Below are 21,371 nucleotides of genomic sequence, written 5' to 3'. Positions count from 1 at the left end.
TTTTTATCTATTCTACGCTATCTTAATTGTTGCTTTATCATCTTTCCCGTTTTGCCTACTTGTTTCGTATTTCATGTTTCCAGCACACGAATAGACTTGATGTTATTATGAAGTATTTTAGCTCGCATTGTTTCAACTTTTGAAGTCTGAAATGCCCAGAGAACCAGCACTTCAGCTGCTTCCGTTGCATATCTCTTGTTCCAACGTTCCTCAAGACCCCCTATCCAATTTCCACTTCTTTCTATCTATTTGGTGCGCCTTTAAATCCAATGTCACCAATCATCACACCATCGCTTTTTCGAACAACAAACTAACTTCCTCAATACAACAAAGAAGCATCTTCTTTTAATTTCCGCACATAAATTTCAATATGTGATCCGTTATCGTATCTTTGTTCAGCCGTAATATACAGCGTTTCTCCTGTACATGATATAATCTGTTTGTTGCTAAACGCATTCCCCTTCCTTCAATACGCTTTTTAAAAGTCCATCAATAAATAATGAATGTTCATTTAACATTACATATCTCGTTACATTTTGTCTTTTTCTGAATTTTCTTTTAATTTTTAAAGGATTTTCTCTTCTTTTTTGCGAAACATTTGTATAACAACTTTTTTATCATTCTATTTACATACAAAATAGGTTCGGGCGGAGTTTTGAAAACGTTTCCGATGTAATAACCAACTTTTTTGATCCTTTCCTACAAAAATCCCTTGCAATATTTTCAAAAAGTCATTACAATTGCCATATATTAAAAATCATAACAATAAACAAATCCTCATCAATCCGATGAGGTAGAGGTTGCGGCTTTTAAGAGTAAAGCGGATGAGACACAGAGAATGTCTATGACCCCGTTTGAAAGGAAAAGTTGCCGAAGTTTATATTTCTTCTCTGGGAATATAAGTTGGGGCTGTCTCCGAATAGGAACAGAACTGTCACGTTTACAAAATACCGTGTAAACGTGGGGTGCTATCTTAACGGAAGGGTATGATGGGGTGGTTATTTTGAAACGTTCCGCCAAAGTCCTTTGGCGTTTTTTTATATTCCCCCGCTCCTTCCTATCTTAAAAAAAGGAGTGTTATACATGAATAACATAGCAGATCAAGCTACCTCTAAAACGCAACAATCCACACAAAATCAAGGTGAACTGAGACGAGGTCTGAAATCGCGTCACCTTACAATGATTTCTCTCGGCGGTACAATTGGTACTGGTTTATTTCTTGCCAGCGGTGGTGTTATTCACTCAGCTGGTCCTGGCGGTGCACTTGTCGCATATGTCGCAATTGGAATTATGGTTTATTTTTTAATGACAAGCTTAGCTGAATTAGCAGCATATATGCCTGTCGCTGGGTCTTTTAGCACATACGCAACAAAATTCGTTGATCCATCACTCGGATTTGCACTTGGCTGGAATTATTGGTATAACTGGGCAATCACAATTGCAGCAGAGCTTGCTGCTGTGACATTAATTATGAAATTTTGGTTTCCAAATACTCCTTCTCTTATTTGGAGTGCCATTTGTTTAGCTATTATGTTTCTTTTAAACTATTTATCTGTTAAAGGATTTGGCGAAGCGGAATATTGGTTTGCACTCATTAAAGTAGCAACTGTTATTCTCTTTTTAATTGTTGGATTTATGATGATTTTCGGCATTATGGGCGGAGAGCCAGTCGGTTTTAAAAATTTCACAGTTGCAGATGCACCATTTAGCGGCGGCATTATGGCTATTATCGGTGTCTTTATGGCAGCTGGATTCTCATTCCAAGGAACTGAATTATTAGGTGTAGCCGCAGGCGAAACTTCTGATCCAGAGCGCAGCATTCCAAAAGCAATTCGTTCTATCTTTTGGCGCATTTTACTATTTTATATTTTTGCTATTCTTGTAATCGGATTATTGATTCCTTATACAACAGATAGTCTTGCTGCAAGCGATGTTACCGTGAGTCCATTTACACTTGTATTTGAAAAAGCTGGTGTCGCTTTCGCTGCTTCTGTTATGAATGCTGTTATTTTAACTGCTGTTCTATCTGCTGGAAACTCTGGAATGTATGCTTCTACTCGTATGCTTTGGGATTTAGCTCGTCAAGGAAAAGCACCGAAGTTTTTAGGAAAACTAAATAAACGTGGTGTACCAGTAAATGCTTTAATCGCTACATCATTAGTTGGTAGCGCAGCATTCTTAGCTTCATTATTCGGAGATGGTATTGTATACGTTTGGTTATTAAACGCATCTGGAATGTCCGGCTTTATTGCTTGGATCGGAATCGCTATTAGTCACTACCGCTTCCGTAAAGCATATATTGCCCAAGGAAAAGACTTAAATGATTTACCGTATAAAGCAAAATGGTTCCCATTTGGTCCAATCTTCGCCTTTACACTTTGCCTAATCGTTATTTTGGGACAAAACTATGGCGCATTTATGGGGGAATCTATCGATTGGAACGGTGTACTCGTTTCCTATATTGGACTTCCACTCTTCCTTATCATTTGGCTTGGTTATAAATTTGTAAAGAAAACTAAAATCGTTCCACTTGATAAATGTGAACTATAATAAATGCATACCAGCAAGCATACTTATGTTTGCTGGTATTTTTCCTCTCTTCCCCTCGCCTTTCTTTTAATGATTTTCATTTACAGGATATACTTATTTCTTGTCAAATAGCGTATTCTAAATAATTTTTAAATCAATAATTCGTTATACCTCTCTTCCCATTTCATATGTTTTATTTAAACATACTTCTTAAAATACAAAAAACTTTTTCCCTCTTAATAAAAGGGGCCTGATGTCAAAACGCGGAAATCGTACGTCTCAAGACCGAAATTCAAAGAAACCTAAAATATAAGAGTCCTAACATATTATATATGACTAGTATGTTAGGCTTTTTTATTTTTGGACCTGAGTTTGCGTAATATTTTTTATCCCGCATTAACGGTCGTTTTGGGTACTTCCCTTAATTCTTTGTAGGTTTAAATTAAAGCTCGATCAAAAACGTGTATTAGAAATATAGAATTTTTCTTATTGAATTAACAGCGGATAGGTGTCTGCAAATACATTATATCAATCAGAAGTTGCTTACAAAGAAATATGTGATTCTAAAATTGTTGCGGAACTAGCCATTGTATACCGAAAGACGAATATAAACCCAGAGTTACAAGAGTTTTTGAAAATAGCGAAAGGTAAGGTGATGAACACATTTACAAAATGACAAAGCTGTAAGAATACACGAATGTATGTAAGAAAGTTCGATGTTTTCCTTTTTCTTTTTTTATTATAGTGAAAAAGAAGAAATAAGAAGGAGATATCATACTCATGGTGATACCTATTTTTATGAAAGTAAAAAAGTATGGGAGAGGAAGGAAGATGACGTTTTCTCAGCTCGCATTTAAAAACGTTAGTCGAAATATACGTACGTATGCCGCTTATTTTTTTAAGTGAAAACGTCATGTTAGAGGAAGAAACAGTACATTCACATAGTTAAGAAATAATTAAGAAGTAGTTAAGTCCCATTTAAACCTCTTTTCCTATAATAAAATTATAAGCGTACAAGAAGGTTGGTATGTTTAGATGGATACAATAATCAAAACTATTCATGTAATGAAGGGATAGAGCAATTGGTTAAACACCTTACTATAAAGGAGGGATTTGAAAATGTCTTTTTCTCAATTCAATATTGATATTTTTCGAGCAATTAATGATTTAGGTAAACAATATTCATTCCTAAACTCAGCCATGGTATTTTTGGCAGAATATATGGTATATATTTTTGGTTTAATTATTATAGCTTATTGGTTTACCGGGGTCAGAAAAAGTAGGATGATGGTTATTCAAGCGATGGTTGCTTTTGTGATTGCTGAGGTGATTGGAAAAATAGCAGGGAAATTTCATTTGAATTATCAACCGTTTGCAGTATTGCCTAATGTTAATAAACTTGTCGACCATGCTGTAGATAATTCATTCCCTAGTGACCATACGATTCTCTTTTTTTCGATTTGTTTTTCGTTTTGGCTTGTTCGTAAAAAGACTGGATGGTTATGGCTTATCCTTGCATTTTGTGTAGCGATTTCTCGTATTTGGGTAGGAGTTCATTATCCTTTTGATGTTGCAATAGGGTCTTTAATAGGATGTGTTTCAGCGTTATTTTCGTATTGGTTAGTACCAAAATCTTCTTTTATCAAACAATTTCTTACTCTATATGAAAGAATAGAGAAACATGTTTTGCCATCAAAAAACAAATCAAAGGAATTTTGAGTATACAAGTATAAAAGTTAGCGTGAAAAAAACAGATGCTAACGACCTATATATGGAGTGTATTCATGTTGCAGCTATTGCTGAACAAATTAAAGAGCAACAACGAATGAAGAAGGCTTCTTCATTTTGTGTGTTTGTGGATGTGATAAGCGCCCTAGTTTTAGGCAGTGTTGCGGTTCTCTTTCGTTACTTTTTTTCGGCACTCTACAGCTAGATGATATTACTGACACGTACAAGTTATCAACAATCTTTATGTTGAAAGAATCTTAGCATACGCTAAGGTATCTTTTGAGAGATAACCCCCTGATTTCCTTACGATAAGCAGGAAATCAGGGCATTTTTATATCCTAATGAATGAGGGGGTGCTGACAGCAGCAAGGTTGTATGCACCTAGAAAATTAATATGCTCCCAGCCATTGTGATATGAGGAGGCAACTCTTCTCGGTATTCACCAATCTTCTTCATATGTTCAATAGCTTGAGGCAGATACACAGTATTCTAGATGCTGATTACATAGATTATTTTTAATACGCTGGCACGCTGCAACTGGCCTTGTATTGTTCGTTCTCGAAATTCACCTTGTTTTCCGCACGTGCGAATGCATTCGTAACTTCTCCTCCATTTAATCTCCTTTGAATTCATCGGCGTAAGATTTCGCTAGAAAGATAGATGAGATATTCTACTGTTTTCACTTCGTCTATTAATTTTGCTTTTGAAAAAGGAGTGCGTGAATTTTTTACATTCTCTTTGCAAAGTCACCAATCTTAAGCTGAAATACATAATCGAAATGATGTTCTTGCCCCGTTAATTCCTCGTTTACTAAAATGGTTGTTGCTCCTACTTCTCTCTTTGCAATTTGCGGAAATGATGCAACTGGTTGTACTTTTAAGGACGTTCCCATAACTAATAATACATCCGTTTCATATAAACGTTGAAGTGCATTTTGATATTGTGGCAGTGTATCGCCATATAAAACAACATCTGGATTTAAAATAAAATTACACATTTCACAGCGCGGTACTTCATGATGAATCATATATTGTAAATCGTATTTCGTTTTACATTTCGGACAATGCGCTGTTTGCAATGTTCCATGTAAATCGATTACATGTTTACTACCACCTAATTGGTGTAAGCCATCAATATTTTGTGTTAATATAGTCACATCTTTTCCTTCTTCTTCTAACTTTGCTAAAAATATATGTCCACGATTCGGCTTATATTGATGAAATGTACGAATTTGAAAAATCTCTTTATAATGTTTCCAAAATTCTTTCGGATCGCGATTATAATATCCCCTCGATAAATACATTTCTACTTTTGCATCCGCATATAATCCATTTGCTGAGCGAAAATCAGGTATTCCACTTTCTGTACTTGCACCTGCGCCAGTTAATACCGTTATTTTCTTTGCATTTTCTAGAATGGAGCGAACTTCTTCGTATTGTTGCATAACTCTCACCTCTATGTAGATTTCTTTCTACATTATACCAGTTATCATTGTCTTAATGTGTAGTTCCCCCGCACTCTACAATATCTTTTTCCACTTGTAATGCAACTTCAATTAATAATTGGATACCCGCTATAATCGTAGAAAGCGACATGCTTGGCTGATTAGCATGAAGACTAGCTTGCTCAGGAAGAAATGGAATATGTACAAAGCCACCGCGCGTACTTTTATTCTTTATCGCTAATCGATGCATCAGTCCATAGAAAAGGTGGTTACAAACAAAAGTACCAGCAGTTTGTGATACAGAAGCTGGTATTCCTTCCTCCCGAAGTTTCTTTACAATCGCCTTTATAGGAAGTGTCGACCAATATGCAACAGGCCCATCTTCTATAATTGGAACATCGATTGGTTGATAATTCTCATTATCTGGAATCCTTGCATCATCGACATTAATTGCAACACGCTCTACTGTTATATCAGCCCTTCCTCCAGCTTGTCCAATGCAAATGATTAGTTCTGGATTAAACTCATCTATATATGACTCTAGCTGTTCGATTGACTTATGAAATACTGTTGGAATCTGTTTGCTAATTACCTTATATCCATTTCCTTCTTTTTCATGTAATGCTTTGGCTACTTCCCACGCAGGATTGATTTTTTCTCCTCCAAAAGGGTCAAACCCTGTTAACAATACCGTTTTCATCTACAACACTCCCTATTAAAAGTGATATACAAGTCCGTACATAATTAACATATTGATTACAAAAATAGTAATAGCAATCGGTGCTTGTGCCTTAATGACTGCATTTTTATCTTTTAACTCTAATAACATTGCTGGGACAATATTAAAGTTGGCTGCCATTGGCGTTAACAATGTTCCACAATATCCTGCAAACATACCAAGTGCTGCCATAATAGCCGGATTACCGCCATGCATTTGAACGATTAAAGGCAGCCCTATTCCACCTGTAATTACAGCAAAAGCAGCAAAGGCATTTCCCATTACAACTGTAAATAACATCATCCCTAAACAATACGCCATCACAGCAATAAATGGATATTCTGTCGGCAACACTTGACCAACTAAATCAGAAACAACTTGTCCAACACCTGACTTTGAAAAAATCCCACCAAGCGCCGCTAACATTTGTGGCAAAATCACAGCCCAGCCGACAGCTTGTAATAGTCTACTTCCTTCTTGTACAGGCGCCGTCATTTTCGCCTTTGTAATTCCCATTGCCATAGCGAAAGCAAGCAATGCTCCTAATGCTAATGCAATTAATGTTACTTTTTCAGGGTCTACTAAAGACACATTTCCAAATTTCATTTTACCTAATGTCAATGTACCAACGATTGTAAAAATCGGGATTAAAATTGCTGGTAGAAAGATTTTATTTTTAAGTTTTTCTGCCTGTTTTACACGTTCTTCAGTAGGAGCTTCTTTCTCATTTGATTTCGTTACTTTATTGATAGATGCTAAAATAACCATCACTAACACCATACAACCAATGTAAAAAGGAGCGATTATTTTTCCAAATAGAAATGTAATAGAAAATAATGCCCAAAATAAACTAGAGCCAATCCGATTTGGATGCTGTTTATCAAATGCCACGCGAATAGCTATAAAAGCTACAATAAATCCTAACAAATAATAAATTGTATCTAGCGTAATAAGGCTCACTCTACATTACCTCCTTACTTGGTTGTTTTTCTTTTTTCATAACAACTGCAATTTGTTTATCAAACTGTCTAAATCGAACCCAACTGACAAAAAAGGCTGAAAGAGCCGTCGGAATTCCCCATAGTGCCATATCCCAAACACCTACATGCATTCCTACAGAGTCAAAAAAACCTTTCATTAATAAAATAGCACCCGTTGCGATGAAAATATCTTCCCCAAAAAACCATGCTGTATTTTCCGCTGCCGCCGCATTCGCTTTAATTTTCTCTTTCAATGTTTCAGGAAGCTTTCCATATCGTCCTTGCGCAGCCCCTTCTGCCATCGGTGCAACTAAGGGTCTTACTGTTTGTGCATGCCCACCAATATTAAGACCTACTGCCGCTGAAGCTTCCCGAATGGTAAAATAGGACATAAGTACTCTCCCAGTTGTAGCTCCTTTCGATTTCGTAATCAATGCTTCTGCTCGTTCCTTTAACCCATATCGCTCTAATATACCGATCACCGGAAGAGTCAACAAAATAGGCATAGACATATATCTGTTCTCTATAAAAAATGTTCCAAACATGCTTATAACCTCATAAAAACTCATCCCCGACACCATACCTGTTACAACTCCTGCTACCATAACAACTAGCAATGTATTTAAGCGAAATAAAAATCCTACAGCAACAAGCAATATCCCTATTAACTTCACCATCTCTATCATCTCCTTGTATTATTTAGGTGCACAAACAAAAATACCATTTAGCCTAAATGTTCTGTATATTCTCTCCGCAAATTGCACAGCTTTCTCACCATCACCATGCAAACAAATCGTTTGTGGATGCATCGTAATAACCGTTCCATCCATAGCCTTTATCTTACCTTCTTGTACCATCTGTAACACTTGATGGATTGCCGTCTCTTCATTTTTAATAAGCGCATACTTCTCGGTACGGCTCGTTAATGTCCCATCGGGTTGATAGGTACGATCGGCAAAAGCTTCTTGTACAAGACGTAATTCGTATTTTTTTACAGCTTGTATAAATGCGCTATTGGCTAAGCCATACAAATATAACTTTGGATTTATATCATGAATGGCTCTTGCAATTGCTTCTGCAATTTCTAAGTTAGTAGCAGCCATATTATAGAGCGCGCCATGTGGTTTTACATGATGCATCTTTCCTCCCGCCGCTCTTACAAATCCATCTAACGCCCCTATTTGATATACAACATAGTTATATACTTCATCTGGTGACACTCCTATTATCCTTCTACCGAATCCAATTAAATCCGGAAAACCAGGGTGAGCACCTATCTCCACATCATGTTGCAATGCTTTTTCAACTGTTTGTCGCATAATAGATGGATCACCTGCATGAAAACCACATGCGATATTTACAGATGAAACAAACGGAAGAATGGCATCATCATTTCCAATTTGATATGCTCCAAATCCTTCTCCTAAATCACAATTTAAATCAATAGAAATCATTCCTCTCTTCCTCTCCTATTCTTGTAGATTGATAAATTTTTGTAATAGCCTTACATTTCTTTCTTGCTCTATGTAAAGCGCCGCTGCTTCTTCCATGGAAGTTTGGACAAATGTAACATAATCACTTGGCTTTAATTGTGCTAAAATAGGCAAGTCAACGGAAATAACATTTCCGATTCGCGGGTATCCACCCGTCGTTTGTCTATCAGCCATTAAAATAATAGGTTGTCCACCTGGTGGCACTTGAACCGTTCCAAATGTTACAGCGCTCGATAAAACCTCATAATCTTCTATTCTCTTTAAATGCTCACCTTTCAAACGATACCCCATGCGATCAGCATAATGAGATACCTTATATTCCTTTGTAAAAAAGGAGGCCTGGCTTTCTTTACTAAATTCATTCCATTCAAAATCAGTTATAATGCGAATGACTGGATAACGACTATATTTTGGTAGTATATGTCTACATACTCCCCATTGCGTATATATTCTTTTTTCATCTAACAATTTCTCTATCATACAAGTTGCAACAGAGGAAGGGATTCCAATTTGTAACTGATCCCCTTTCTTTAGCGCTCTTCCTTCGATTCCTCCTATAGAAGCACGCACATATGTACTTTTACTTCCCATACTGCATGCTACATCAATTCCACCTGCAAATGCAACATATGTTCTACACCCAAATTCCCCCCTCCTAAAGCAAAGCATACTTCCTTCTTTTGCTACAATCGGCCGCCATAATGGAATAGGCTCCCCATTTAATACAGCCCCTATATCCGCTCCCCCAGTTGCAAGTAACGTTGTCTTTTTAATAAGCAGTTTTGGACCCATCATTGTAATTTCTAATCCTGCTTCATTCTCTTTATTCCCCACTAATATATTTGCAATTCGCAATGCCATCCGATCCATGGCACCGCCAACAGGAACACCATATTGTTGATAATGATATCTCCCTATATCTTGAACAGTTGTAAACATTCCAGCATGTAAAACCTCTACATTCATGTCTAATCTCCCTCTAAAGCTACATACTCTTCTTCTGTTATTGGGATAAATCGTAAATACATTCCACTTTGTACATATGTAGGCGGATTTTCATGTGGCTGAAATAAAGAAATAGGTGTTCGGCCAATAATATGCCAACCTCCTGGTGTTTCTAATGGATAGATGCCTGTTTGACTTCCGCCGATTCCGACCGAACCTGGTGCGATTTGTAAACATGGTGTTTCTTTTCTTGGTGTTTCTAGCTCGCTCGGTAACCCGCCCAAATATGGGAACCCCGGCGTAAAGCCTAGCATATAAACAAAATAAGTTACCTCGCTATGGATGCGGATTACATCCTCTACCTGCAAATTATGATATGCGGCAACATCTTCTAAATCCGGACCATATTGTCCACCGTAACAAACAGGTATGAAAATAGAATCCTCTACTTTTCTTATCGTCTTCTCACAACTTAAGAACAAATCACGGATATAATTACATATGTAGTCATATGGCATTGCATTGCTTTCATTATGTTTCCAAACTGTATACAAATCATAATAAACCGCTAAAGATGTAAAAGATGGTACACACTCAATCATTCCTATAAATGGCTTTTTGTTTAATAATTGAAATAACTTTTGCACTTTCTTATATACTTCTATACGAATTCTTTCTCCAAATGTCACAACTACTGCTTGATCTCCCAATGCTGAAAATTTCATCATGCCCCTTCTTTCTCTTCCCTCCAGCCAAGTTCTTTTGAAATATTTTGTGCGGTTTCTTGTATTTCTGTAATAAACTTCGGAATCGTTGTTTCGTTATACTCGATTGCTAATCCTGAGATACTAATTCCTGCCACTACTTCCCCATCAGCTGCCAATATTGGTGCTGCAATAGCCGCGGTATGATTTTCCAATTCAGAATAGCTTATTGTATACCCCTTATTCTTTGCAGCACGCAGCACTTCTAACAATCGCTCTTTATGAACGATTGTTCCATCTGCAAATCGTTCTAAATTCGTTTCCTCTATATATTTCTTTTGCTCTTCTTCTGAAAAATAAGACAATAAAATGCGTGGACATGCTCCAGCATATAAAGGTGCTCGTTTCCCGATTTCTGTATAGACTCGAACAGGCTTATCTCCATCTATCTTTTCAATATAAATCGCTTCATTGCCATCTTGAATAATTAAATTAACAGCTTGTCCAAGACGATTCCTTAGTCGTTTCATATGCGGTTTGGCAATATTTCGTACAGATAATCGCTTTGACACAAGTTGTCCAAAACGTAAAAATATAAAACCGAGCCGATAGCTTCCTCTCACTGTTTTCTGTAAAAATTCCATTTCTTCAAGCGATCCAATTAAACGATGCACCGTTGTCTTTGGCATTCCTGCAAGCTGAACCATCTCCGTTAATGTTAACTCTTCATGTTCATAAAATAATGCTAAAATATCCATGGTTTTTATCGCTGTTTTGTTTATACTCATCTTAACTCCCCTAAGTTCTGAAAAATGGAACTACAATCCCATCTTTCGAAATAAACGTATAATTTGAAATTATAAAACATTCTTTCAATTTATACAATATTTCTTGAAATTTCACAAAGATTACTCTCTGAATCTATTTCAGTAAAGCAAACAAAAAGCAGAAGTCAAAGACTCCTGCTTTTTTATAATGCTCTTATATGTTGCACTGGCCAAAAGACCGCTTCGCCTTTTCCGACAATTTCATCCTCCGAAATAAATCCAAACATACGACCATCTTTTGAAACTTTACGGTTATCCCCTAATACAAAAACTTGTCCTTTCGGCACTTTCGTTTTTCCTGTAATTTGTTCTAATGTAAAGTCAGGTGTTAATATTCCATTTGCTTTCTTTTTATACTTTGCCAAATATGGTTCATCAACTGGTTTTCCATTTACATATAAAACATCATTTTTATATTCAATTGTATCACCAGGTAAGCCAATTACTCGTTTCACTAAATCATAACCTTCTTTTCCATGGAAAATAACAATATCAAAACGCTCTAATCCTTTTATATTGTATCCAATTTTATTCACTAGAACACGTTCATTATTTTCTAAAGTTGGCATCATCGATTCACCTTGTACAAGTGAAGGAATAAATAAAACTTCTCGAATAATAAAAACAAGTCCTAATGTAATTGCTATTGTTTTAATCCATGAAATCAATTCTTTTTTTGTATCTTTCTTCTTATCTTTTTCCATTTTCTCGCTACTCTCCTATCATTATACTATTACATTTAATAGACTTCGAATTGCATTTTGATCAATTTCAGCAAAACAAGATTTTCCTTCGCGAGCAGCAGTACCTACGTGCACTTGCTTAATTCCTGTATCATGTAGCAATTTCTCGATATTTTCTCGCGTCACACCGCTACCAATAATTAGCTCGATCTCTTCCTCACTTGCTTTTTTCATTTCAGCAAGAACAGGAATATTTTCTACAATATATCCAGTACCACCAGAAGTTAAAATATGCGTAACTTTATCGAACTTTCGCAATATTTCTACCGCTCCTACTAGATCCTCTACCTCATCGATAGCACGGTGAAACGTTACATTTACTCCATCCACCACAGACAATAAGTCCGCTAGTTTCTCTTCGTCAATCTTGTTTTCTTCCGTTAGTACACCGAGTACAACCCCTGCTACCCCAAGGCTTTGTGCAATTTGAATATCTTCTTTCATTAATTCAATTTCTTCTTGTGTATATATAAATGATTTTGCATGAGGACGAATCATAACGTGAATAGGTATATTTACTGCCTCCACCGCCGCTTTTATCAATGCATAACTAGGCGTCAATCCACCTTCCGTATATGCTGCAATCAGTTCTATTCGATTTCCGCCAGCTTTTTCAATTCGTTTCACATCTTCTAGACAAGTTGCAATGACTTCCAGCATGAACATACCTCGTTTCGTACTTTTTCATTCCTATTATACAGGAGTACTATGCAGAAACATAGCTTTCTCTAATAAAACATCAAAATGATATTGCAAAAGAAAGATTTTTAAATCCTTATAATCAAAAAGGATGAATAATCGTAGCATATTAAACTAACTTCTTCCCACTACCTTTATGATACCATCATCCCTCATGTAAAAGTGCACTCTTAATAAAAGATAGCATCTAAAAAGGACAAATGTATTCCCCTTTTTAGATGCCTATTTTTCTCTTATCCTATTGAGTGAAAAGCAGAATTAGCCATCAATGAGATTGTCACATCATCCATTGGTGGATTGTGTAATCCTGCCCTCACATTTAAATAATAACGGTGTAATGGATTTTTTTCTGATAAACTTTTCGCACCAACAATGCGCATCGCTTTATCAACAACGGAAATTGCTGCATTCGTTGCAATATATTTCGCCGCTGCTAATTCTGCTTGTAAGGACTGCTTATCATCAACTTCATCATACTTTTTTGCTATTTGATATAGAAACATACGAGCTTGCATCAATTCAAGTTCTAACTCTCCTACTAATCTTCTAATATTGGGCAGTGAGCTGATTGGATGCTTTAAACTATTCGGTTGATACGATTCAGCAAACCGGAGCGCATAGTTCCGAGCAGCTTGTGCAATTCCTAAATAACATGCCGGTATATGAAGTAACCATCCCACTCCTTTTGGTTTTGATTGCGATCCTTTTATATCCGTAAAATATTTATCAGAAATTTCTACATTTCGCAATACGAGATCATGACTCGCTGTTCCCCGCATCGCAACACTATCCCATGTTTCTTCAATGGAAACACCTTTTTGTGCTCTTGGAACGACAAACTCTCCAATCTCCTCCCGTCCTTCAATACTTGCAGAAATAATGAAATAATCAAGCATTGGCGCCATCGTTGTAAATGTCTTTCTTCCGTTTATAATCCACTTTTCACCCTTTTTCACCGCTAACGTTTCTGGTCGCCCGCCACGTGTCGGGCTTCCTGTCTTTCGTTCTGTCGCGGCTCGATTAAAAAGGGCACCTTTCTTCACTTCCTCACAAAACCATGCGAACATATCCGGCTTCCAAGATTGATTTTCCGTAAGTTCTTTCACGATACCAAGATGCCATCCAATTGATAAAGCAGTCGCTCCATCTCCTTCTGCAATTTTCTCTTGATATAAAACAAAATCATAGAGCGAAATCTCTTGTCCCCCGCAGTCTTTCGGAAGCGTTAAAGTTGTATAACCGATATCTTTTAACTCGTTTATATTCTCAAACGGAAAAGAGCCTAATTCACGAAGTTCACACTCCCTTTCCTGAAACTTTGGAAGAAACTTCTGTATCTTTTCAATCCATAAAGATTGTTCTTCTGTTTCTACAAATGAAATTGTCATCTTACTATCCCCTTTATTTCGAGTTATTGAAACGAAAATTTCTATTCGTTGGCGAAAGTATACTCTTTCTTCTTTTTCTTATATGTAAATAATCAAAAAATCGTTTCTCTTTCTACCGTATACTATTCATAAAGTGAAACTTTAATCAGTGGGGGTTTTCTTCATCCCCCACTGATTATGAGCCCTCACCAATCGGGCTGCCCTAAAATAGCGGGATAAAAGTTCCATACTGTCATTCTCTCAACTACTATATGAAATCCCACAATCATTGTTACATTATTCCGATAAAAATACAATGTTTTAAAGCGATAAGAAAACTTCCCATCAAAAGATAGGAAATTCTCTCATACTACTCTCCTTTTAATGCACGTATCGGTAAAGAAGTCATGTAACCAATATAGGAGCATAATTCTTTAAAAAAGAAAGGAATCTCTGTATCTAGCGACTTATATGCTGACGTAGGTGTCGGGGACGCGTATGCATCCATCCCTATATGCTTGGCAATTTGCATCGCTCGCTTCATATGAAGAGGGTCACTTACAATCGTGTATGTTTGCAATCCATGCTCCATACCAACCTGTTTTGCATTTTTTAAATTATCTTCTGTAAAACGTGACTTTGTTTCAATTAAAATATCTTCGTCTTTTACATTACGTTTCAATGCGTACGCTTTCGCAGTACGAGCTTCTTCCAGTTCCGCTTCAAATTTTGTTCCACCTGTAAAAATAATTTTTTTAATATTACCGTTCTGATACAAGGAGATCGCATGGTTAATTCGTTCACGAAATACAGGAGATGGTTTTCCGTTCCAAGCAGCTGCTCCAAGTACAACAGCAGCATCTGTATCCACCTTATCTGTTTTAAATCGATAGCTCCAAATATCGTAAGCTGCATAACTTACAAAGAGAATCATAGAGCTAATCATAAGCAAGAATACTTGTAACACTCTTCTTTTTTTACTTTTCTTCTTTTGTTCCATTTGTACTAGCCTCCGCGCATCATCCATACTTCTAAAAAATATATGTAAATTATTTCATTTGAATTTATTTGAAAGAAGGCACTTTTTAGCCTATGTGCAGTAAAGGGTTTTCATTCAAATAGAGGATTGTTTATTCATTCTTATTTATGGAGCATTTTACATATCAAACACTTACAAATTGTATTTCATACTACTCCATTGTAACGAATTTTTCTATAGAAGGGAATGATGAAACAAAAGTATCTAAAAGAAGATACCATTTTGTAAGAAAAAAGGTATACATTCTGCCTTTATGGCGTATATACTTTTGTATCATTATTGATATGCATGTAATTTTTGATGAAGCTGTTCTTTTATAAGCGGCATTCCCTCACAATGATACTATATACAACCGCATCTCTTACATAGCCATTTGATAGCTATCTTTCATTTCATAATATTCCCTCTTTAATAGCACGCTGCGCTTTTGTATTTCGTGCATTTGTCTTAATCTGTACGGCGTAGCCTTTTCAGTTCTTCAAAGGCGTATGCAATAAGAGAAACTTTAATCAATGAAGCTTTCCTTCCTCCTCACTGATAGTTAACTCTTAGCAGTTGGACTTTCCTAAAATAGCGAAAATATGTAAAACTCCCTTCAAATACTTTCAAAAGGCCCACTTTTGGTGAGCCTTTCGTTACAACAATATATAGGCAATTGGCGTAATAATGAGTACAGTTAAAATTGTTCTTTCTACGTATAAAATGATAAGTTCAGAAACCTTTAATGGAATATCTGTAGATAAAATACAAGGAATTGAAGCTGAGAAAAAGAGAATAGAAGATACCGAGACCACTGCGATAACAAATTTCGTGACGAGCGGTGCACTCGTTACGAGCAAAGATGGCAAAAACATTTCAGCGATTCCAACAGAAGCTGATTTCGCCGCCAAATCAGCTTCTGGAACTTGCATCAATAACATAAATGGATAAAATATATAGCTAATCCAATCAAACACTGGTGTATATTTTGCTAATAAGATTCCGATTAATCCAACAGACATAATAGATGGTAAAATTCCCATTGTCATAATGAACCCATCTTTTAAATTGATTGCAATATTTTTCAGTAGACTCGGTGCTGATTTCGAAACTTCCAGCGCATCTTCCCAAGCGCGTGCGAACATCCTTTCCTTATAAATCGGCTCTGGAAATCCTTCTTTTGTAATATATGTATCTGGTTTTGTTCGAAGTGGTGGGATTCTGACTGTGATAGCGGTTACAATAAATGTTACGATAAGCGTGGTCCAAAAATATAAATTCCATATGTACATAATATTTAATGTTTTTGCAATGATGATCATAAATGTGGCAGATACAGTTGAAAAACCAGTTGCGATAATCGCCGCTTCCTTTATCGTATACTTTCCTTCTTTAAAAACACGATTCGTAATGAGAAGAGCGAGCGAATAGCTTCCGACAAAAGAAGCAACCGCATCAATCGCAGAGCGCCCTGGTGTCTTCCATAATGGCCTCATAATTGGTCGGCAAAACGTACCGATGAATTCAAGTAAGCCATATCCTACTAATAGTGCTAAAAATGCCGAACCGATTGGAACAAGTAAACTTACTGATATAACTAACTTCTCATACAAAAATGGGCCTACATCCGGCGCAAAAAACCAAGTTGGTCCGACTTTCAAACAATATAATGCCCCAAATACAACTCCAATCACTTTCAAAAAAGAAAAACAAATATCCACAAATGATGCCTTCCATTTCTTCGTGTAAAAAGGATAAATCGCACCAATTACCATTACACCGAAAGCGTAGTACGGTACAGCTAATGAAGCGGCTGATCGAATCCATGATACAATATGGTCAATCATAATAGATGAAGTACCATTCATTGTTACAGGCACAAAAAACATAAATACTCCCACAAAACTAGCAAAAATAAAACGAACAATAATTCCTTTCCCTACACCAGCTTTTAAGACTTTGTTTTCTAATTCCATTTGCCCCATTTCTCTTACACCTCCTAGTTTTCTAAATATTCTGCATAAACATTTTATATTCCTTTTTTACTGTAATATTTTGAATAACAACTGAAAGGATATAAGAGAATGAATGATAAGAAATACTTTTAAATGAAAAGTTATTTTTTCACCCTTTTTCGATATTTATATCCGTGCTTTTCGTAAAAAACATTTAACTTCGGATGATAAGCAACACAATCCCGCTGTACGTACTCTTTCTCTTTTTCTCATGAATCTACTCGATTCCTTTTGTGCTGATTTCATATTTTACAAAAGAAGAAAGAAGTTTAAAGATGCCTTCAAACTTCTTTCCCGTTCTTTTATTGATTTCTCTTCACTTCTTTAAATTCTTCTTTCACCTGCTCAAGCGTTCCTTCTTCCGTCATTAAACGATATGCTGTATAAGCGAGCGCTTTCGCAGCTGTAATGAGCGCCTTATCTCCCAATTCAGAACGAGCTGCTTCTCTAAACTCATTTGTATGAGCGATTAAATCGTCTGGGCCAATTTTAATATATGGATGGATGGTTGGAACAACTTGACTGACGTTCCCTGCATCTGTTGAGCCAATACCAAATCTTTCTTTTCGATGCACGTTTTCTCCAAGCGATTCTAATTCTTCAGCAACTACTTCATTCAATGTTTTTGTTATAAGCAACTCATCAATTTCATTTTGAAATGGATCTATTTTTACTGTTGTCCCGGTAGCTAATGCCGCTCCTTGTGCAATATTTTTCACCTTTTCCGTCACTTCTGTACATCTTTTCCGCGTTGCTGCACGAATAAAGAAACGAGCCACCGCATAATCTGGAATAATATTTGGAGCCTTTCCTCCTTCTGTAATCACACCGTGAATTTTCACATCCGTAGGTAGCTGCTGGCGAAGTGCATTAATGCCATTGTACAATTGAATGATGGCATCTAATGCATTAATCCCTTCCTCCGGTGAAGCTGCTGCATGCGCTGATTTCCCGTAAAAGTGAAAATCAAGTGGATCTACCGCAAGAGACGGACTTGTTGTTGCTGTTTTCCCACTAGGATGAATCATAAGCGCCGCATCAACATGATGAAATAATCCCGCTTTCACATAGCTAGCTTTTGCACTTCCATTTGGTCCCCCTTCTTCCGCTGGCGTGCCAAACACAACAATCTCACCGCCAATCTCTTCAAGCGTTTCTGATAAAGCAATCGCCGCCGCCACGCTAATTGTTCCAATTAAATTATGACCACAAGCATGACCTAGTCCAGGCAATGCATCATACTCTGCTAAAAAAGCGATGGTAGGCCCTGCTTTTCCTGAACTTTTTCTTGCAATAAATCCTGTTTCATGTCCAGCGATATTGTGTTGCAATTGAAATCCCGCGCTGCCGAGTAGTAAACTTAACGTTCGAGATGCGAAGAATTCTTGATTACCGATTTCAGGATTCGCATGAATAGCATGACTTGTTTGAATATACTTTTCTTTATGTTTTTCAATACTCTCTTGAATGATGTTACGATGTGATGTTACTTTTGTTATTCCCATTTCCTTTACTCCCCCTTTTATTTACACGTAAAAAAGCCTCTTTCCTAAAAGATAGAAAGAGGCTTTCGCATATACATTCAAACTACGCTTCTTTCTTATCTTTCAAGTCTATTACTTGCTGGAATTGGCACAGTATTCATAAAGAATCCGCTGCCGAGGCTTCATAGGGCCAGTCCCTCCACCTCTCGAGATAAGAATTTTCACAAAATTATATTAAATTATTTTTATTCTATTGTTATTCCGAGTAAATGTCAAGGAATTCCTATCTGATTTTACCGAATATCTAAAAATCCTGTTAATACACCAATTGTTTCTGGTGCTTCCAGTCTTGCACATATATACGGAAATTCCGGACTCCCTTCAAACATCATTTGCGATGTTAACGGAGCTCCTGCCCAAAAGATTTCATCATCAATGACTAAAAACGGGAACGATTTATTTTGTCTTTGTACTCTTACATTTTTTAGCGGAATAGAACCATCACTATAAATCGTTACTTGTGCATTCGTACGCATTAACGCTTGCCATACTCTCTTATCAATTTTCCTTGTACTTGGCAACGATAAAACAATTTTTCGTTTTGCCGTCAAAATATCTTTTAGTACCCCTTTTGGTTCCTCTAGATTCATTTCCATAAACCAACGTAAGCGCTTCGTAATTTTCCGCTCCCATATTTGACGTGATGTTGTGCGATCATACACATTTCCGTGGCGCTCTATATGAGCGGTTAACTGTGATAATGCTTGTTTTCTTGAAAGATTTTTACGCATATATTGACAATCTGACAGCTGAATGAACTTCCCTCTCGCCCTTGTTACGGCCACATTCACAAGGCGATGATTTTTGTGATCAAAAAATAGCACACCAGGGCGCTCTTGCGGGTAACTATCAACCGTATCAAATATTATCATATCCCTTTCAGAACCTTGAAATTTATGAACCGTTGCTGCTAAAACTGGTACATTCCGATATTTCGTTTTTTGCAACATCTCTCTTATACCTGTTGATAAAAAGCGAGATTGCGCTCGGTACGGCGTCACAACACCAATTGATTGAACACCATCTAATACTCCAATTAAAATCATTTGTATCGCCACTAAGCCAGACATCATATTAAAACGCGATCCGGAAGCAGCATCTTTTAAAGAATAAGCCCCCATTAGGCTCGTATCAAATAAAACAGTTGCCTCGTTTGCGAACGGTTGTAACTTTGCTAGTTCTTTACGCTTTGAAACAGACGGATGATCATAGACTCTATTTTTATATATAAATGAATTTGTAAATTTCGCGATATCCGCATGCATCCGTCTTTGTTCCTGCAACATATATACATTCGGATGCGCTTCAGATTGATTGACAGATTCTACAATTCCCACATGATAAAATATATCTTCACAAAGCCATTTTCGAACAAGTTCATGGTTCGCCATTGCGATTGGCGGCAACTGCAAGAAATCTCCGCAGATGACAATTCGTTTTCCAAGTGCAGCTGCTAAAGCAATTTGCGGAACATACGCCATACTGACTTCATCTACTATAACTAGATCAAATGTACGTTCATAAATCAGCGCATCAATTGCGCATTTTGATAATGTTGCACCAATTACTTGTGCATTTTCAATATACTCTCTTTCTACTTCTTTCATTTTCGCTCTCTGTTTTCGAAGATCACTTTCAATTTCTTGCATGCGTTTCTTATCAGAAGCAGTCGCTTTATAAGATAGTATTTTTTCGCGCAAATCTTGGCGCATCTCTTCTAAATAAAGTCTTTCTTCCCCCCATGAACCATTTGTCGTTTCTACAAGTCTTGAAGCAAGTAATGTCTCGTGATTACGTATATGTTCATGTTGGCTAAAACCATAACGAACAATTTCTCCTGGCGTCCATTTATTTTTCTTCTCAATTTGCTTCGTAACTTCACTCATTAACACGTCCACTGCCGCATTACTATGCGCTAATACAAGAACCGATTTTCCTTTTTGATAATGAGCAGAAATAATCCGTGATAAATTATACGACTTTCCTGTTCCAGGTGGTCCCCAAACGTATGTTGTCGCATTGTAAAACGCTCGATACGCTAATTCATTTTTCGGATTTTTCATTTTTTCAATATGCTTCGGCGTGTTCGTTCCATCTAATAAACGTCTTATACGTTGACGCTTCTGCTTTTCTTTTCTCGCTTCTTTTAATCGCTCCTGAAGTTGTTCTAACAGTTGCCACGGTTCACTGTATAAAACAGCTTCTCTAATTTCACCTTGAATATAATCATTTAATTTCAATTCTATTTCTAACCCATGTGCTGATAATACTTCCCCGGTCGCTTCCTCGCCGTCGAACTCAATTCGAATAGGTGAACCTTCAGGTAAGCTGACCTCCGAAATAAGCTGAAATACGTAAACTGTATTTTCATAATCTGTATATAAAAAACGACCATTTATGATAGAAATATTACTTCCACCTATCGTTTTCCAATGTTTAATTTCATAAGCTAACGCTTGATGCCACTCTTTCATCGTTTCCGTTAATGAAGGAGTTTGCTGAGTTGTATTCATAAAATCGTCTCCTTCCTTCTCTCCAAACATACTTTCTCACTATATCATATATCACACTAATATTTGTAAGATTTATATCTTGCTTATTTTCTTAACATTCCATA

19 protein-coding genes, 1 pseudogene and 2 riboswitches are annotated in these 21,371 nt (G+C 36.7%); of the genes and pseudogenes, 3 read left to right on the top strand and 17 right to left on the bottom strand.

What is annotated here, in order from left to right:
* Window positions 1-71 precede the first annotated feature (71 nt).
* The gene (locus tag MR056_RS22710; protein WP_375293719.1) at window positions 72-224 is read right to left on the bottom strand and encodes a GNAT family N-acetyltransferase; all 153 of its coding nucleotides are present in this window, start codon (window positions 222-224) and stop codon (window positions 72-74) included.
* A gap of 562 nt (window positions 225-786) precedes the next feature.
* Window positions 787-979: riboswitch (Lysine riboswitch) on the top strand.
* Window positions 980-1,083: 104 nt separating this feature from the next.
* Here MR056_RS22710 and MR056_RS14435 point away from each other — a divergent pair.
* From MR056_RS14435 to MR056_RS14425, 3 genes are all read left to right on the top strand, one after another.
* Window positions 1,084-2,550: an amino acid permease gene (locus tag MR056_RS14435; protein WP_012094513.1), complete on the top strand. Its 1,467-nt coding sequence runs from the start codon at window positions 1,084-1,086 to the stop codon at window positions 2,548-2,550.
* Window positions 2,551-3,037: 487 nt separating this feature from the next.
* On the top strand, window positions 3,038-3,205 hold the full coding sequence (locus MR056_RS14430) for a type 2 periplasmic-binding domain-containing protein (protein ID WP_012094514.1): 168 nt from the start codon (window positions 3,038-3,040) through the stop codon (window positions 3,203-3,205).
* Between the two features lie 443 nt (window positions 3,206-3,648).
* A complete protein-coding gene (locus MR056_RS14425; protein WP_012094515.1) occupies window positions 3,649-4,248 on the top strand; it encodes an undecaprenyl-diphosphatase in 600 nt (199 codons plus the stop codon).
* Between the two features lie 340 nt (window positions 4,249-4,588).
* Here MR056_RS14425 and MR056_RS22705 read toward each other — a convergent pair.
* The 16 genes and pseudogenes from MR056_RS22705 to MR056_RS14350 form a co-directional block, all read right to left on the bottom strand.
* Window positions 4,589-4,937, bottom strand: a pseudogene (locus MR056_RS22705) (Tn3 family transposase); the annotation flags it as partial.
* Window positions 4,938-4,984: 47 nt separating this feature from the next.
* Window positions 4,985-5,701: an NAD-dependent protein deacylase gene (locus MR056_RS14420; protein WP_012094516.1), complete on the bottom strand. Its 717-nt coding sequence runs from the start codon at window positions 5,699-5,701 to the stop codon at window positions 4,985-4,987.
* 52 nt (window positions 5,702-5,753) lie between these two features.
* Window positions 5,754-6,401: a pyroglutamyl-peptidase I gene (pcp, locus tag MR056_RS14415; RefSeq protein ID WP_012094517.1), complete on the bottom strand. Its 648-nt coding sequence runs from the start codon at window positions 6,399-6,401 to the stop codon at window positions 5,754-5,756.
* 15 nt (window positions 6,402-6,416) lie between these two features.
* Window positions 6,417-7,379, bottom strand: coding sequence for a DUF979 domain-containing protein (locus MR056_RS14410; RefSeq protein WP_012094518.1), 963 nt, complete (start codon window positions 7,377-7,379; stop codon window positions 6,417-6,419).
* 1 nt (window position 7,380) lies between these two features.
* Window positions 7,381-8,076: a DUF969 domain-containing protein gene (locus MR056_RS14405; protein ID WP_048724370.1), complete on the bottom strand. Its 696-nt coding sequence runs from the start codon at window positions 8,074-8,076 to the stop codon at window positions 7,381-7,383.
* A gap of 18 nt (window positions 8,077-8,094) precedes the next feature.
* The gene (gene pxpA, locus MR056_RS14400) at window positions 8,095-8,853 is read right to left on the bottom strand and encodes a 5-oxoprolinase subunit PxpA (RefSeq protein WP_012094519.1); all 759 of its coding nucleotides are present in this window, start codon (window positions 8,851-8,853) and stop codon (window positions 8,095-8,097) included.
* 15 nt (window positions 8,854-8,868) lie between these two features.
* Entirely contained in the window at window positions 8,869-9,858 is a 990-nt protein-coding gene (locus MR056_RS14395; protein ID WP_048724372.1) for a 5-oxoprolinase subunit C family protein, read from the bottom strand.
* Window positions 9,859-9,860: 2 nt separating this feature from the next.
* Window positions 9,861-10,562, bottom strand: a complete 702-nt coding sequence (gene pxpB / locus MR056_RS14390) for a 5-oxoprolinase subunit PxpB (protein ID WP_012094521.1) — start codon at window positions 10,560-10,562, stop codon at window positions 9,861-9,863.
* The gene (locus MR056_RS14385; protein WP_012094522.1) at window positions 10,562-11,329 is read right to left on the bottom strand and encodes an IclR family transcriptional regulator; all 768 of its coding nucleotides are present in this window, start codon (window positions 11,327-11,329) and stop codon (window positions 10,562-10,564) included. Before MR056_RS14385 ends, pxpB begins: the two co-directional genes overlap by 1 nt.
* A gap of 182 nt (window positions 11,330-11,511) precedes the next feature.
* Entirely contained in the window at window positions 11,512-12,072 is a 561-nt protein-coding gene (gene lepB / locus MR056_RS14380; RefSeq protein ID WP_012094523.1) for a signal peptidase I, read from the bottom strand.
* Between the two features lie 21 nt (window positions 12,073-12,093).
* Window positions 12,094-12,771, bottom strand: coding sequence for a copper homeostasis protein CutC (locus MR056_RS14375; protein WP_012094524.1), 678 nt, complete (start codon window positions 12,769-12,771; stop codon window positions 12,094-12,096).
* A 272-nt stretch (window positions 12,772-13,043) separates the two neighbouring features.
* On the bottom strand, window positions 13,044-14,198 hold the full coding sequence (locus MR056_RS14370) for an acyl-CoA dehydrogenase family protein (RefSeq protein WP_012094525.1): 1,155 nt from the start codon (window positions 14,196-14,198) through the stop codon (window positions 13,044-13,046).
* Between the two features lie 349 nt (window positions 14,199-14,547).
* Window positions 14,548-15,177 carry a YdcF family protein gene (locus MR056_RS14365; RefSeq protein ID WP_012094526.1) on the bottom strand — a complete coding sequence of 210 codons (630 nt, stop codon included), beginning with the start codon at window positions 15,175-15,177 and terminating at the stop codon, window positions 14,548-14,550.
* A 674-nt stretch (window positions 15,178-15,851) separates the two neighbouring features.
* Entirely contained in the window at window positions 15,852-17,180 is a 1,329-nt protein-coding gene (locus MR056_RS14360) for a YjiH family protein (protein ID WP_012094528.1), read from the bottom strand.
* A 332-nt stretch (window positions 17,181-17,512) separates the two neighbouring features.
* Window positions 17,513-18,715: a M20 family metallopeptidase gene (locus MR056_RS14355; RefSeq protein ID WP_048724378.1), complete on the bottom strand. Its 1,203-nt coding sequence runs from the start codon at window positions 18,713-18,715 to the stop codon at window positions 17,513-17,515.
* Between the two features lie 92 nt (window positions 18,716-18,807).
* A riboswitch (SAM riboswitch) is annotated at window positions 18,808-18,912 on the bottom strand.
* Window positions 18,913-18,987: 75 nt separating this feature from the next.
* A complete protein-coding gene (locus tag MR056_RS14350; RefSeq protein ID WP_012094530.1) occupies window positions 18,988-21,297 on the bottom strand; it encodes an AAA domain-containing protein in 2,310 nt (769 codons plus the stop codon).
* Window positions 21,298-21,371 lie beyond the last annotated feature (74 nt).

The sequence above is a fragment of the Bacillus cereus group sp. BfR-BA-01360 genome, from assembly GCF_022663595.1.
Classification (GTDB): domain Bacteria; phylum Bacillota; class Bacilli; order Bacillales; family Bacillaceae_G; genus Bacillus_A; species Bacillus_A cytotoxicus.
This window is presented reverse-complemented; position numbering and strand designations above follow the sequence as displayed.